This is a genomic window from Massilia sp. UYP11, from assembly GCF_050434805.1.
In the GTDB taxonomy this organism is placed as follows: Bacteria; Pseudomonadota; Gammaproteobacteria; order Burkholderiales; family Burkholderiaceae_D; genus Telluria.
Map to the genome: position 1 here is coordinate 323747 of NZ_JBNDJE010000001.1, position 13008 is coordinate 336754.

General features: G+C 66.3%; 17 protein-coding genes and 1 tRNA gene. 12 read left to right on the forward strand and 6 right to left on the reverse strand.

Going from position 1 to position 13008, the window contains the following annotated elements; all coding sequences use genetic code 11:
• Positions 1–75 precede the first annotated feature (75 nt).
• A tRNA-Thr gene (locus ABIB38_RS01440) sits at positions 76–150 on the reverse strand.
• 70 nt (positions 151–220) lie between these two features.
• A complete protein-coding gene (gene argB / locus ABIB38_RS01445; protein WP_137172632.1) occupies positions 221–1150 on the reverse strand; it encodes an acetylglutamate kinase in 930 nt (309 codons plus the stop codon).
• Positions 1151–1272: 122 nt separating this feature from the next.
• Between argB and ABIB38_RS01450 the strand changes: the two genes are divergently transcribed.
• A complete protein-coding gene (locus ABIB38_RS01450; RefSeq protein WP_429201122.1) occupies positions 1273–1458 on the forward strand; it encodes a cysteine-rich CWC family protein in 186 nt (61 codons plus the stop codon).
• Between the two features lie 4 nt (positions 1459–1462).
• Here the strand turns inward: ABIB38_RS01450 and ABIB38_RS01455 are convergent, their stop codons facing one another.
• Positions 1463–2542 (reverse strand): extracellular catalytic domain type 1 short-chain-length polyhydroxyalkanoate depolymerase, encoded by a 1080-nt coding sequence (locus tag ABIB38_RS01455; RefSeq protein ID WP_429201124.1) that lies wholly within the window; start codon positions 2540–2542, stop codon positions 1463–1465.
• 101 nt (positions 2543–2643) lie between these two features.
• Positions 2644–3123 carry a hypothetical protein gene (locus ABIB38_RS01460; protein WP_429201126.1) on the reverse strand — a complete coding sequence of 160 codons (480 nt, stop codon included), beginning with the start codon at positions 3121–3123 and terminating at the stop codon, positions 2644–2646.
• A gap of 314 nt (positions 3124–3437) precedes the next feature.
• Here ABIB38_RS01460 and ABIB38_RS01465 point away from each other — a divergent pair, with 314 nt between their 5' ends.
• The 3 genes from ABIB38_RS01465 to ABIB38_RS01475 all read left to right on the forward strand — a co-directional run bounded on the left by ABIB38_RS01465 (position 3438) and on the right by ABIB38_RS01475 (position 5595).
• Complete coding sequence (locus ABIB38_RS01465) at positions 3438–3632, forward strand: DUF1289 domain-containing protein (protein ID WP_429201128.1); 195 nt, start codon at positions 3438–3440, stop codon at positions 3630–3632.
• Positions 3633–3641: 9 nt separating this feature from the next.
• A complete protein-coding gene (locus ABIB38_RS01470; protein WP_429201130.1) occupies positions 3642–4553 on the forward strand; it encodes an MBL fold metallo-hydrolase in 912 nt (303 codons plus the stop codon).
• 88 nt (positions 4554–4641) lie between these two features.
• A complete protein-coding gene (locus tag ABIB38_RS01475) occupies positions 4642–5595 on the forward strand; it encodes an NAD(P)H-dependent flavin oxidoreductase (RefSeq protein ID WP_429201132.1) in 954 nt (317 codons plus the stop codon).
• A gap of 51 nt (positions 5596–5646) precedes the next feature.
• Here the strand turns inward: ABIB38_RS01475 and ABIB38_RS01480 are convergent, their stop codons facing one another.
• Entirely contained in the window at positions 5647–6228 is a 582-nt protein-coding gene (locus tag ABIB38_RS01480) for a hypoxanthine-guanine phosphoribosyltransferase (RefSeq protein WP_429201781.1), read from the reverse strand.
• Between the two features lie 148 nt (positions 6229–6376).
• Here ABIB38_RS01480 and ABIB38_RS01485 point away from each other — a divergent pair, with 148 nt between their 5' ends.
• The 7 genes from ABIB38_RS01485 (at position 6377) to ABIB38_RS01515 (ending at position 11641) form a co-directional block, all read left to right on the forward strand.
• A complete protein-coding gene (locus ABIB38_RS01485; protein WP_429201134.1) occupies positions 6377–8194 on the forward strand; it encodes an aminopeptidase P family protein in 1818 nt (605 codons plus the stop codon).
• Positions 8194–8454, forward strand: a complete 261-nt coding sequence (locus tag ABIB38_RS01490; RefSeq protein WP_429201136.1) for a hypothetical protein — start codon at positions 8194–8196, stop codon at positions 8452–8454. The genes ABIB38_RS01485 and ABIB38_RS01490 overlap by 1 nt, the downstream gene beginning before the upstream one ends.
• A gap of 43 nt (positions 8455–8497) precedes the next feature.
• Positions 8498–9241 carry an MgtC/SapB family protein gene (locus ABIB38_RS01495; RefSeq protein WP_429201138.1) on the forward strand — a complete coding sequence of 248 codons (744 nt, stop codon included), beginning with the start codon at positions 8498–8500 and terminating at the stop codon, positions 9239–9241.
• Positions 9242–9320: 79 nt separating this feature from the next.
• A complete protein-coding gene (locus ABIB38_RS01500) occupies positions 9321–9899 on the forward strand; it encodes a DUF924 family protein (RefSeq protein ID WP_429201140.1) in 579 nt (192 codons plus the stop codon).
• A gap of 1 nt (position 9900) precedes the next feature.
• Complete coding sequence (locus ABIB38_RS01505) at positions 9901–10755, forward strand: Rossmann-like and DUF2520 domain-containing protein (RefSeq protein ID WP_429201783.1); 855 nt, start codon at positions 9901–9903, stop codon at positions 10753–10755.
• 24 nt (positions 10756–10779) lie between these two features.
• A complete protein-coding gene (locus ABIB38_RS01510) occupies positions 10780–11157 on the forward strand; it encodes an MAPEG family protein (RefSeq protein ID WP_429201142.1) in 378 nt (125 codons plus the stop codon).
• Positions 11158–11278: 121 nt separating this feature from the next.
• Positions 11279–11641 (forward strand): hypothetical protein, encoded by a 363-nt coding sequence (locus ABIB38_RS01515; protein WP_429201144.1) that lies wholly within the window; start codon positions 11279–11281, stop codon positions 11639–11641.
• Between the two features lie 40 nt (positions 11642–11681).
• Here ABIB38_RS01515 and ABIB38_RS01520 read toward each other — a convergent pair whose 3' ends face one another.
• Positions 11682–12272, reverse strand: a complete 591-nt coding sequence (locus ABIB38_RS01520; RefSeq protein WP_429201146.1) for a molybdopterin-dependent oxidoreductase — start codon at positions 12270–12272, stop codon at positions 11682–11684.
• 65 nt (positions 12273–12337) lie between these two features.
• Here ABIB38_RS01520 and ABIB38_RS01525 point away from each other — a divergent pair, with 65 nt between their 5' ends.
• On the forward strand, positions 12338–12934 hold the full coding sequence (locus ABIB38_RS01525) for an alpha-ketoglutarate-dependent dioxygenase AlkB family protein (RefSeq protein ID WP_429201147.1): 597 nt from the start codon (positions 12338–12340) through the stop codon (positions 12932–12934).
• Positions 12935–13008: the final 74 nt, after the last annotated feature.

Genomic DNA, 13008 nt, shown 5'->3' on the forward strand with positions numbered 1-13008 from the left:
CAAGGGTTGCAACACGCGATTATGCCAGCGGCGCATGACGACGTCATGGAGCGGGGTAAAACAGGGGGAGGGAAGTGGTGCCCTTGACGTGGATTGAACACGTGGCCTCTCCCTTACCAAGGGAGTGCTCTACCACTGAGCTACAAGGGCGGGTAGATGCGGTGGGCAATGCCCACCGTAACGACATTTTCTTGTGGGGGGTTTCCCCGTCACAAAAAAATTAGTGAGACCGGATCATAGTGCCAAAAGCCTGTTCGGTCAAGACCTCCAGCAACAAGGAGTGCTCGATGCGGCCATCGATGATGTGCACGGTGTTCACGCCCGACTTCGCGGCGTCCAGCGCCGACGAGATCTTCGGCAGCATGCCGCCCGAAATCGTGCCGTCCGCGAACATCTCGTCGATCTCGCGCGCCGACAGATCGGTCACCAGATTGCCCGCCTTATCCTGCACGCCGGCGATATTGGTCATCATGATCAGCTTTTCGGCTTTCAGGATTTCCGCGATCTTGCCGGCGACCACGTCGGCATTGATGTTGTAGGCCTGGCCGTCCTGGCCGAAACCGATCGGCGAGATGATCGGGATGAAGGCGTCGTCCTGCAGCGCTTTCACGACGGCCGGGTTGATCGCCTCGATCTCGCCGACGAAGCCGATGTCGAGGAACTCGCCCGGTTTTTCCTTGTCGGGCATCGCCATGCGGCGGGCGCGGATCAAGCCGCCGTCCTTGCCGGTCAGGCCGACTGCCTGGCCACCGTAGTGGTTAATCAGCATCACGATGTCTTGCTGAACTTCGCCGCCCAGCACCCACTCCACCACTTCCATGGTCTCTTCGTCGGTAATGCGCATGCCCTGCACGAAGGTTCCCTGCTTGCCGATCTTTTTCAGCGCATTGTCGATCTGCGGGCCGCCGCCGTGGACCACGACCGGGTTCATGCCCACCAGCTTGAGCAGGATGACGTCGCGCGCGAAGCCGTGTTTCAGGCGTTCCTCGGTCATGGCGTTGCCGCCGTATTTGATGACGATGGTCTTGCCGTGGAAGTTGCGGATGTAGGGAAGCGCTTCGGCCAGGATCTGCGCCTTCAGCGCCGTCGACACGGCAGTCAAGTCGTCAGGTTGGTCGTCGGTCTTCAGGCTGGTCACTTGAGCGTTCATGGAGGGTCCGAAATAAATGTCGCGAGATTTTACAGGCAAACGCCTTCAAAACAGCGTAAACCTTGTGGGGGAAGGGTGGTGTCCTGTTGTATTTTATGGCAGCTATCGGTACTTTATCAGTTATGAGTATTTGCACACGCTGCGGCAACGAATTCAGGTGCGCAATGGCCGACGGCGCCACCGAATCTTGCTGGTGCATGGCCTTGCCGCCGGCGGTGGCCGTGCCCCAGGAGGCGGCCGGCTGCTGGTGTCCAGCCTGCCTGCATGCGCATATTGCCGCGCATCCCATGCCGCCGGCGCCCGACTGACGGCTCAGCGCCGCGTGCGGAAGAAGCGCATCATCTCGCGGCTCGCATCCGGTCCCTTGCCGTCCGTATAGCTGCCGCGCGCATTGCCGCCGAACCAGGCGTGGCCGGCGCCATGCACCAGCCAGTGTTCGGCCTGCACCATGCCGTCCTCGTCCGGATACAGGGTGCGCGTGTAGGCATGGCCGTCCGGCACCCGGCCCGGCTCGGCGGTGCCCGGCTGCACCAAGTGGCGCGCGCCTTGCGCGACCACTTCCTCGCCGTTGGCCGGATGCACGGTGGTGTCGCGGTCGCCATGGAAAACGATGATCGGCAAGGGCTGTCCGCTCGTCGTGCTGCGCCGGAAATCGCCCTTCATCGCCGCCAGCGCCGACGACAGGCTGTTGGCCGAGGCAAAGGGCAGGCCGGAATGCACGCCCACCGCCGCGTACAGGTCGGGATAGAGCGTGCCCATGATGATCGCCATCGCGCCGCCGGCGGACAGGCCGGCCACATACACCTGGTTCGGGTCCACCGCATGGCTGGCCATGATTGCCTGCGTCATGCCGGCGATGATCGACGGCTCGCCCTCGTCGCGGCGCTGGTCGACCGCATTGAACCAGTTCCAGCAGCGCGACATGTTCGCGCCCTTGCTCTGGGCCGGATACAGCACCAGGCAGCCGATCTCCTCGGCCAGCACGTTCATCTGGGTGCCGGTGGCGAAATCTTCCGGGTCCTGGGTGCACCCGTGCAGCATGACCACCAGCGGCGCCGGCGTGCCGGTATAGCTGCCAGGCACATACAGTTTGTACTCGCGGCGGCCGGCGGCGTTCATGTGATGGCCGTCCTCGAACCTGCCGGACAATGGCGCGCGCGCCGACGGCGCAGGTGCGCCAGCTGGAGCTGGAGCAGGAGCAGGAGCAGGAGCAGGAGCGGGAGCGGGGGCGGGTGCGACGAAGTCGCGCATCTGGCGCTCTGCCGCGCGCTGCATGACCGCCGCGTTCTTGATGGCCTGCTGCACGGCGGCGCCGGGCGTTGCCGGTCCCGATCGCAACAGCGATCGGACGGCGCCGTTGACTTGCCTCATCAGTAGTCGGTTGAGTTTCATGGCATTCCTTTTGTGCACTGCACCAATTTCATGCCCCCGAGCTTACACCAACCTGTCGAGCGTTGCTGATTCGCCTCCGCTGCCGTATTTCTCCGACTGTTTTACCCGCACATCTCCACGTAATCGACCGCCGGCTTCAGGCCCGCCCGCATGGTCGTCAGTTTTCCCTTGCTGGATTCAAAGATCAGCGCCTTGTCCTCCCCTTGCGCCAGGATCAGGTACTGGCCCTGCTCGTCGTATTTATGGCGTTCGCTGCGCATCCCCGGCGCCTGGCGCAGGGCGTCGCTGGCCGACATGCGCTCCGTGATGCCGGCGCTGTTGCGCACCACGGTCCTGGCGTCGGCGCGCACGATCATGCCGTGCTCGACCATGAAGCTGACCTGTGGATAACGTTGGAAGCGGACGATGGAGCAGGACGGATCGAGCGGCCGCGGCGTCGCGCGCTGGCCGAGCGTGCGCTCCACCTGGTCGAGCCGCTGGCCGAACCGGATCTTGCCGTAGCCGTCGGGCGACAGCACCTGGCTTGACGCCGTGGCGGACACGCCCAGCAGGGCGGTTACGACGATGAAACGCAGGTTCATGGGTCACCTCGTGCAGCCAATGAATCAATGACACTGTTCCGACGACAGTGCGTATTGACGAGTATACTGACTCACAGGCAAAAACGGCGCTAGGGAAGCGCTGATTTATTCTGGCGGATGGGATTGGCGACGGAAAAAGGCGCCCGGCAAGGCGTAAACCACAGCCATACCGCGTGGTATGGCGAGGATTTACAACGCAGCAGGGCGTCTTTTTCCGCGCCAAGACCGCCGCCATGAATAAATCAGCGCTTCCCTAGCATGCCGGACGCGCGATAATGCCGCCTTCGACCCCTCTCCGCTCAGGCTTTCCGGCAATGGCTCCAGAACTGCAAACCCCCGTCCCTTCGCCCTGCATCAACGTCTGCAAGATGGTGCCCGCAACCGGCTTGTGCGAGGGCTGCATGCGCACGATCGACGAGATCCGCGCCTGGCGCAATGCCAGCGAGGACGAGAAGCGCGCGATCTGGGCCGACATCCGGCGCCGCCAAGCCGCGCTGTCCGGAGAATGAGGCCGCGCCGTGGACCTGCGTTTGCCATCGTCGGTTCATGTGCTCGAGCGCAACTGGCTGTCGTCGAATAATGTCCTCTTGATCGGGCCTGACGACACGGCCCTGATCGACAGCGGCTACGTCAGCCACGCGCCGCAGACGCTGGCGCTGGTGCGCCACCTGCTGCGCGATCGTCCGCTCGACCGCCTGCTCAACACCCATTTGCATTCCGACCATTGCGGGGGCAATGCGGCCCTGCAGGCGGCCTACGGCTGCCACACCGCGATTCCCGCGCTGGAAGCCGACAAGGTGGCGCGCTGGGACGAAGCGGCGCTGAGCTTTCGCGCCACCGGCCAGCAATGTCCGCGCTTCGGCTTCGACGGCGTGCTGGCGCCGGGCGACGTCCTGCTGCTGGGCGGCCTGCGCTGGCAGGTATTGGCCGCGCCCGGCCATGACCCGCATGCGCTGCTCATCTTTTGTGCAGACGAAGGCGTGCTGGTGTCGGGCGACGCGCTGTGGCAGGACGGCTTCGGCGTGATCTTTCCCGAACTGGCCGGTGAACCCGGCTTCGACGAGGTCGGCGCCACGCTCGACCTGATCGGCAGCCTGGCGCCGCGCGTGGTCATCCCCGGGCATGGGCCGGTGTTCGGCGACGCCGACGCCGCCCTGGCGCGGGCCAGGGCGCGCCTCGACTACCTGGCCGCCGATCCCGCGCGCAATGCGCGCAACGCGGTCAAGGTGCTGCTCAAATTCCTGTTGCTCGAGCGTGGGCGGATTGCCCTGGCGGGGCTGCCGGGCCTGCTTGCCTCGATCCCGCTGGTCGAGCGGGTGCGGCCGGCCATGCTGGATCTGGATGCCGACGAATTGGCGCAATGGGCCGCCGCTGCGCTGGTGCGCGCCGGCGCGGCCCGCATCGAAGGACAGATGTTGCTCGATCTTTAGAGGAAGGCGTCTACCACCAACGATCTAGCACGATCGTTCTTTTTTCGGGGCTATAATGATCCACCAACCAACCACCGAGAGTCCGCCCATGACGATGCCCGCCGCGTTGCAAGACCTGTCCCTTCCCGTCATCGCTTCGCCGATGTTCATCGCCAGCGGTCCCGCCCTGGTGGCGGCCCAGTGCAAGGCCGGCATCGTCGGCTCCTTCCCGGCCCTGAACGCCCGTCCGGCCGAGCTGCTCGACACCTGGCTGACCGACCTGCAGCACGAGCTGGCCGGGTACGCGGCCGCCAATCCGGGCGTCAGGGTCGGTCCGATCGCGGTCAACCAGATCGTCCATCAATCGAACGACCGCCTGGCGCACGACGTCGAGGTGTGCGTGAAGCACCAGGTGCCGATCATCATCTCGTCGCTGCGCGCGCCGCCGCGCGAGATGATGGATGCCGTGCATGCGTATGGCGGCATCGTGCTGCACGACGTGGTCTCGATCCGGCACGCCGAGAAGGCGCTGGAGGCGGGCGTGGATGGCCTGATCCTGGTGGCGGCCGGCGCCGGCGGCCATGCCGGCGCGCTGTCGCCGTTCGCGCTGGTGGGCGAGGTGCGCAGGTTCTTCAAGGGGCCGATCGCCCTGTCCGGATCGATCGCGACCGGCGACGCGATCCTGGCGGCGCAGGCGATGGGCGCCGATTTCGCCTACATCGGCTCGCGCTGGCTGGCCACGAAGGAATCGAACGTCAGCGACGGCTACCGCGACGCGATCGTCGAAGCGCGCGCGGCGGACGTGGTGTACACGAACCTGTTCACCGGCGTGCACGGCAACTACCTGAAAAAATCGATCGTGGCGGCCGGGCTGGATCCGGACAACCTGCCGCAATCGGACAAGAGCAAGATGAGCTTCGGCGCGGGCGCGGCCAAGGCCTGGCGCGACATCTGGGGCGCGGGGCAGGGCGTGGGCCTGATGGACGACGTGCCGACGGTGGCCGAGATGGTCGAGCGGCTCAAGCGCGAGTACGCCGCCGCGCGGGCGCGGCTTGCGCTGTAGGAGCGTGGCTGCGAGCCTGGTTTGAACGCGTCGGCGGCAAAGCCGCCGACCCTACGCCTGCTTCAAATCCTCGGGCCGAATGGTCCACAGGCCCGGCAGGTTGCGCCAGTAGCCGTACACGTCCATGCCGAAGCCGACCACGAACTTGTTGGGCAGGCTCAAGCCCACCAGGTCGGCCTGGATCGGCTTGGCGCGGCCCAGGTCCTTGTCGGCGAATACCACCACGATCACTTCGGCGGCGCCCATGTCGAGCAGGCGCTGCTTGACGTGGGCCAGGGTCTCGCCCTCGTCCAGGATATCGTCCACCACCACGATCTTGCGGCCGACGACGTTCTGGCGCGGGATGACCTTCCACACGATCTCGCCGCCGCGGTCTTCGTCGCCATAGCGGCTGACGTGGATGTAGTCAAAGTCGAGCGGGAAAGTCAGCTGCGGCAACAGGTGGCCGGTAAATACCACCGCGCCGCCCATCACGCCCAGCACCAGCGGGAATTCGGCGGCGCCCTCGGCGTTGAAACGGGCATTGAGCGCATCGGCGACACGCCGCACGGCGGCATTCACTTCGGCGGGTTCGACGATCTGGGTGGCATTCGCCAGTAGCGTGCGGGCGCGCTCGTGGTGGAAATCGTGCATGGTCATCATGGTCAATTAAACGCCGGGCCATTATGCGTCATCCCGGCGCAGAGGGTGGTTCCTGTTGGCATGCATGGCTTGGGAATGCCATTCGGGGGCATTGCGGCGTATGATATATGGCTTGGAAAACCAGACCGACGCACTATCCATGTCCCATCACGAAATCCAGGCCGCACGTGCAGGCCGCCTCGCGCAACTGCGCGCCGTCATGGCGCGCCACGGCATCGACGCCTGCATCGTCCCGTCGAGCGATCCGCATCTGTCGGAATACCTGCCCGGCCACTGGAAGGGCCGCGAATGGCTGTCCGGCTTCACCGGCTCGGTCGGCACCTTCATCGCCACCGCCGATTTCGCCGGCGTCTGGACCGATGGCCGCTACTTCACGCAGGCCGAAACCGAGTTGGCGGGATCAAGCATTGCGCTGATGAAGATCCCGGGCGCCGCGAGCCAGCTGCACGTCGACTGGCTGGCCGCCAACCTGACCGCGGGCCAGACCGTCGCCGTCGATGCGCGCGTGCTGGGCCTGGCCGGCGCGCGCCTGTTGAAAGACGCCCTGGCCGCGAAAGGCGTGAACCTGCGTCTCGACGCCGACCTGCTCGACGAGGTGTGGGGCGAGCGTCCGTCGCTGCCGCTCGAACCCGTGTTCGAGCACGTCGCGCCCTTTGCGACCGTCAGCCGCGCCGACAAGCTGCACGCCACGCGCGCCGCGATGGAGGCGCACGGCGCGGGCTTTCATTTCATCTCGACGCTGGACGACATCGCCTACCTGTTCAACCTGCGCGGCGCCGACGTCAGCTTCAACCCGGTGTTCCTGGCCCATGCGCTGATCGGCCGCGGCGACGCGACCCTGTTCATCCTCGAGGGCAAGGTGCCGGACGACGTGCGCGCGCGCCTGGAAGCCGACGACGTGCACCTGGCGCCGTACGCCAACGCCGCGCACGCGCTCGAAGCGCTGCCGGAAGGCGCGACCCTGCTGCTCGACCCGCGCCGCGTCACCGCCGGCATGCGCGCCGCCGTGGCGCCGGGCGTGAACGTGGTCGAGGCGATCAACCCGACCACCTTCGCCAAGTCGCGCAAGCTCGAAAGCGAGGCGGTGAACGTGCGCGCCACGATGGAACAGGATGGCGCGGCGCTGTGCGAATTCTTCGCCGCGCTCGAGCCGCTGCTGGCGGACCCGCGCCGCTCCCCCATCAACGAAGTCGACATCGACACCCGCATCACCGCCGCCCGCGCACGCCGTCCTCATTTTGTGAGCGCCAGCTTCTCGACCATCGCCGGCTTCAACAGCAACGGCGCGATCATGCACTACCGCGCCGAGCGCGCCACCTGCGCCGTCATCGAAGGCGACGGCCTGCTGCTGATCGATTCGGGCGGCCAGTACCTGGGCGGCACCACCGACATCACGCGCGTGATCCCGGTCGGCACGCCAGGCAGCGCGCAGAAGCGCGACTACACGCTGGTGCTGAAAGGCCTGATCAACCTGTCGGCCGCGCGCTTCCCGCGCGGCACCCGCGCGCCGCTGCTGGACGCGATCGCGCGCGCCCCGCTCTGGGCCGCCGGCATCGACTACGGCCACGGCACCGGCCACGGCGTCGGCTACTTCCTCAACGTGCACGAAGGCCCGCAGACGATTTCGCCGGCGGTGCCGCCGGAGCCGCATACCGCGATGGAGCCGGGCATGATCACCTCGATCGAGCCGGGCATCTATCGCCCGGGTCGGTGGGGCATCCGCATCGAGAACCTGGTGCTCAACGAGCACGTCGAGACGTCCGAGTTCGGCGAGTATCTCGGCTTCGAGACCCTGACCCTGTGCCCGATCGATACGCGCCCCATCGACCGCAGCCTGCTGCGGCCGGACGAAGTCGCGTGGCTGAACGACTACCACGCGACCGTGCGCGCGCGCCTGACGCCGTACGTCGAAGGCCCGGCATTCGAGTGGCTGATGCTGCGCACGGAGGCGATCTGATGGCCAGCTCACGCTCCACCCGCGCCAGCACCGCCGTCGAGCGCCTGAAGCAGCGCACCGGGAACGACCTGTATTCGATGGCGCGCACCGGCGACGGCCATTTCTACCTGTCCGAGGCGCCCGGCAGCCCGCCGCTGTGCCCGCCGATGGAGCTCGACGACTTCGTCCTCTTCGTCAAGGGCCTGGGCCCGCAGGAGCAGCCGCGCATCAGCAAGAACGACCTGGCGTTCGAGAAGCAGCTGGTCAAGAAGAAGCCTTGAATCGCCGCCCCGGTGTCAACCGCAGTGTCAACCTAAGACGCGCATGACCGAAGCCAACCTGTTCGCGGCCTACTGGTCCAAGAACGAGCTGTTCACCAATGGCCTGATCCTGTTGCACCTGGCCGGGGCCCTGCTGCTCGGCCTGCTGGTCGGCTACGAGCGCGCCTACCACGGGCGCGCCGCCGGCATGCGCACCTATGGCCTGGTGTGCATGGCCTCGGCCGGGCTGACGATCCTGGCCGGCTATCCGGACCTGTGGTACGGCGGCCACGCGGGCATCCTGGCGCCGATCGATCCGACCCGCATCATCCAGGGCGTGGTCACCGGCATCGGCTTTCTCGGCGCCGGCGTCATCATGCGCGACGGCTTCAATATCAGTGGCCTGACCACGGCGGCCTCGATCTGGGCCTCGTCCGCGATCGGCATCCTGGTCGGCGTCGGCTTCTACCTGGCCGCGATGGGCCTGGCCTTCCTGTCGGCGATGATCATGATCTACCTGAACCGCCTGGAGACTTTCCTTCCTTCGCGCCATGCGGTGGCGGTGCGGATGCGCTTCCGGCCCGCATTCATGCCGCGCGAAGACGCGATCCGCAAGGTGGCGCTCGAGCGCGGCTACGAGATCGCCGGCAGCTCGCTGACCATCAGCAGCGACGAAGGCCGCCAGGAATGGCGCTTCGTGGCGCTGGCGCTGTCGAGCAAGACCGGCGCGCCGCTGTCCGAACTGGCGCGCGAACTGGCGGCCTTCGACGGCGTCGATTCGTTCCAGCTGTCGCACGCGCGCAATTGATGCGCTGCGTGAGGCAGCGCGTGACGCAGCGCGCATCTTCAGGGCCACACCAATAACAAATTCCAAACGGGGTTTTCCAATGGACGCACAAGAAGTTCTCGATTTCTGGTTCCTGCCGCCTTCCGATCCAGGCCACGGCAAGCAGCGCGCCGCATGGTTCCAGAAGGATGACGCCTTCGACGCCGCGATCCGCGAGCGCTTCGGCGCGGCGATCAGCCACGCGGTCGCCGGCGGCCTGCGCGAATGGGACGAACAGGGTCCGCGCGGCGTGCTTGCGCGCATCCTGGTGCTGGACCAGTTCACCCGCAACGCCTACCGCGGCACGCCGGAATCCTTCGCCGGCGACACCCTGGCGCTGAGCGCCGCGCGCCAGCTGGTGGACTCAAGCGACCACCTGGCCTTGAGCCCTTGGGAGCGTTCCTTCGCCTACATGCCGTTCGAGCACGCGGAAGACGCGTGCACCCAGGAGCAGTCGGTCGAGCTGTTCACCGAGCTGGCCGCCAGCCATGAAGGCTTCGGTGAGTCGCTCGACTATGCGCACCGGCACCGCGGCGTGATCGCCCGCTTCGGCCGCTTCCCGCACCGCAACCCGATCCTGGGCCGCGCCTCGGCGCCCGAGGAACTCGACTACCTGGCTAAGCCGGGTGCGGGTTTCTGACGTGGCGCCGACCCTGAACCTGGTCGGCGCCGGCCATGTCGGCAAGGTGCTGGGGCGCCTGCTGTCGGCCAGCGGCGCCTGCGTGGTGCAGGACGTGCTGACCCGGTCGCCGGCCAGCGCCCGGGCGGCGTGCGACTTCATCGGCGCCGGCCGCGCCTGCGCCGGCCCCGACCTTGCTGCGCTGCGTCCGGCCGACATCTGGCTGCTGGCCGTGAACGACGACCAGATCGCGCCGATGGCCGCGGCGCTGGCGCAGGCGCATGAGGTCCGCGGCGCGGTCGTGTTCCACTGCAGCGGCGCCAAGGCCTCGGGCGAATTGCAGGCGCTCGCTGACAAGGGGGCGCTGGCGGCCAGCGTGCATCCGATCCGCAGCTTCGCCGATCCCGACGCCGTGGCGCGCGACTTCGCCGGCACCTTCTGCGGCATCGAGGGCGAGGCGCCGGCGCTGGCGCGGCTGGCGCCGGCGTTCGAGGCGATCGGCGCGCGTCTGGTGAGCATCGATGCCGCGGCCAAGACGGTCTACCATGCGGCGGCGGTGTTCGCGTCGAATTACCTGACCACGGTGCTCGACGCCGCCCTGCGCGCCTGGCAGGCGGCCGGCGTGCCGGAGCCGATAGCGCGTGAACTGGCGCGCCCGCTGGCCAGCGAGACCATGGCCAACGTGTTCCGCCTCGGCCCGGCGGCGGCCCTGAGCGGGCCGGTGGCGCGCGGCGACCATGCGACCGTGGCGCGCCAGCAGCAGGCCCTGCTCGACTGGGACGAGGCGACCGGCAGGCTGTACGAGGCGCTGCTGCCGCTGACGGCGGACCTGGCGCGGCGCAAGCAGGCGGCGGCGCCAGCCGCCACTTCTTCCTGACTTCAAGACAACAAGGAAAACGCGATGTTCTATACCGCCTGGACTACCCTGGCCGTCCTCGGGGTGTATTTCTGGACCTGGGGCGTCGCCGGCTACGCCCGCGTGCGCTACAAGGTGCCGGCGCCATCGATGGACGGTCCCGAGCCATTCCAGCGCGCCCACCGTGTCCAGATGAACACCCTCGAGATGCTGCCCCTGGTGCTGGCGCCGTTGTGGCTGTGCGCCACCTTCGTGGGCGACCTGTGGGCGGCGGCCGGCGGATTGCTGTGGTGCCTGGGCCGCATCATGTATGCGATCGGCTATTACCGCGACCCGGCCAAGCGCGAAGCGGGCTTCATTTTGGGCATGCTGGCTTGCGCTGCGTTAATCGGCGCCACAGTTTTTGGCTTATTAATGCGCTAAAGCGAAAAAGATGAATACAAAGATCGACAAAGTTCCCGTATGGAAATATGCTTGAGTACTGACTAACTAATTAGCATCGCGCGTCCTGTCCTGATGGTCACTGGCGCGCCAGGAGAACTATATGTTGTTTCTGAAGAGCACAAGTGTGACCAAGGCGCCCGGGATCTATGAGGTTGACATCGCAGCCAAGCCGCCAGGCAAGACGTTTGGCGTCTTCCTGGCGACCGACCCGGAAAATCCGCCGCATACCGTGCTTGCCGGCCTGGCCGAACTGGGTTTCCAGAACGTCCATCAGCAGAACTATATTCACCGCGACAAAGGCAAGGTGCTCGACCTGCATTTCCAGAAGGACGGCACCGATATGTTCAAGGGCTGGAAGGCGGAGGAATGCAGCGCCAACCTGGCCGCCATCGACGCCCTGTTCGGCAACGTCGGCATCAAGGTGGCGCCGCGCGTGATGAGCCTGGCGGAAGCCTACGCCTGAGGCCTGCGGCCTGATGCCCGGGCGTGCAACCCGGACCTGATCAGGCCATCACTTCCAGGTGATACAGGGCCCAAGGGCAGGCGCCGAAGCGCTGCGCCACCGGGAGCGCCGCCATTTCCGGCACCCGGTCGGCGTCATACACGGCCCATAGCGGCCCCAACCCACCCAACGGCATCGGCTTGCCATCCAGATGGGTGGCGACAATGACATTCCACGCTCGCAACTGTCGCATGTCCAGCACGGCGGCATAGCCGTCGACCGCCCGCATCAGCACCTTGGCGGCGTCGCGCGGCATCGCGCCGGCCACGGCCAGCACCTCGCGCAGCAGCGGTCCGCGCAGCGTATGCGGCTTGCCGTCGTACTCCAGGGTCGGGCGGATGGTGCGGGCCGGCAGGGCGGCCAGGGCCGCGAAATCGAGCGCATAGGCGCGCTCGAACGCCAGCTTCTGCTTGGCCATCATCTGGTCGAGCGCCGGATCGAGGGCGCCGCGGTTGCTGTGCGCGATCGCGCCGGTGATGGTCAGCAGCGTGGGCCCCGCGGTCGAACCCGCGGCCATGCCCGCGCCGCGGCTGGCGAAGGCCGGCGTTGCGCCAGCCAATACCGCCGCGCCGAGGAAGTGGCGTTTGTCCATGCGAGAATGGGGTGTGGTGAAAAGTTCACCATCATAACCGTGAATGTTTTGCGTATGGATTGACGATGGATTTATTCGCCACCGACTCCGCGCCGCGTCCGATCCCGCTCGACGACGGCGCGCTTGCCTGGATGCCTCAGCTGCTGCTGCCCTGGACCAATGCCGAGGTCATGGCGCGCCTGCTGCGCGAGACCGACTGGCGCGAAGAATCGGTCGTGGTGTATGGCAAACGCCACCTGCAGCCGCGCCTGAGCGCCTGGTATGGCGACGCGGCGTACACCTATTCCGGCCTGCGCCTGCGGCCGGCGCCGTTCACGCCGCTGCTCGACACCTTGCGCCAAGCCGTCGAAGCGGCAAGTGGACACCGTTTCAACAGCGTCCTGCTCAATCTCTACCGTGACGGGCGCGACAGCATGGGCATGCACAGCGACGACGAGCCGGAACTGGGACCGCAACCGGTCATTGCCTCGCTCAGCCTGGGCGCTGCCCGCACCTTTATCTTGAAGCATAAATACAACAAACAGACTGTCCGATTGGAATTGACTGACGGCAGCCTGTTGCTGATGCACGGTGAAACCCAGAAATATTGGTTGCATGGCATCAATAAAACGACACGCGCGTTACAACCGCGGATCAACTTAACTTTCAGGAAAATCGTTTAAGCCATATGTAACTGCGTTGATCCACGTGGAAATATTAATAACCGAGCGGTCATTAAGTTACACTTGCTTACAGT

What these genes read in the sequence shown, in the direction of transcription:
- ABIB38_RS01485 (WP_429201134.1), top strand. Translation starts at nt 6,377, where the DNA reads ATGTCCCATCACGAAATCCAGGCCGCACGTGCAGGCCGCCTCGCGCAA.
- ABIB38_RS01520 (WP_429201146.1), bottom strand. Translation starts at nt 12,272, where the DNA reads ATGGACAAACGCCACTTCCTCGGCGCGGCGGTATTGGCTGGCGCAACG.
- ABIB38_RS01490 (WP_429201136.1), top strand. Translation starts at nt 8,194, where the DNA reads ATGGCCAGCTCACGCTCCACCCGCGCCAGCACCGCCGTCGAGCGCCTG.
- argB (WP_137172632.1), bottom strand. Translation starts at nt 1,150, where the DNA reads ATGAACGCTCAAGTGACCAGCCTGAAGACCGACGACCAACCTGACGAC.
- ABIB38_RS01460 (WP_429201126.1), bottom strand. Translation starts at nt 3,123, where the DNA reads ATGAACCTGCGTTTCATCGTCGTAACCGCCCTGCTGGGCGTGTCCGCC.
- ABIB38_RS01450 (WP_429201122.1), top strand. Translation starts at nt 1,273, where the DNA reads ATGAGTATTTGCACACGCTGCGGCAACGAATTCAGGTGCGCAATGGCC.
- ABIB38_RS01475 (WP_429201132.1), top strand. Translation starts at nt 4,642, where the DNA reads ATGACGATGCCCGCCGCGTTGCAAGACCTGTCCCTTCCCGTCATCGCT.
- ABIB38_RS01465 (WP_429201128.1), top strand. Translation starts at nt 3,438, where the DNA reads ATGGCTCCAGAACTGCAAACCCCCGTCCCTTCGCCCTGCATCAACGTC.
- ABIB38_RS01515 (WP_429201144.1), top strand. Translation starts at nt 11,279, where the DNA reads ATGTTGTTTCTGAAGAGCACAAGTGTGACCAAGGCGCCCGGGATCTAT.
- ABIB38_RS01480 (WP_429201781.1), bottom strand. Translation starts at nt 6,228, where the DNA reads ATGCACGATTTCCACCACGAGCGCGCCCGCACGCTACTGGCGAATGCC.
- ABIB38_RS01500 (WP_429201140.1), top strand. Translation starts at nt 9,321, where the DNA reads ATGGACGCACAAGAAGTTCTCGATTTCTGGTTCCTGCCGCCTTCCGAT.
- ABIB38_RS01510 (WP_429201142.1), top strand. Translation starts at nt 10,780, where the DNA reads ATGTTCTATACCGCCTGGACTACCCTGGCCGTCCTCGGGGTGTATTTC.
- ABIB38_RS01455 (WP_429201124.1), bottom strand. Translation starts at nt 2,542, where the DNA reads ATGAAACTCAACCGACTACTGATGAGGCAAGTCAACGGCGCCGTCCGA.
- ABIB38_RS01495 (WP_429201138.1), top strand. Translation starts at nt 8,498, where the DNA reads ATGACCGAAGCCAACCTGTTCGCGGCCTACTGGTCCAAGAACGAGCTG.
- ABIB38_RS01525 (WP_429201147.1), top strand. Translation starts at nt 12,338, where the DNA reads ATGGATTTATTCGCCACCGACTCCGCGCCGCGTCCGATCCCGCTCGAC.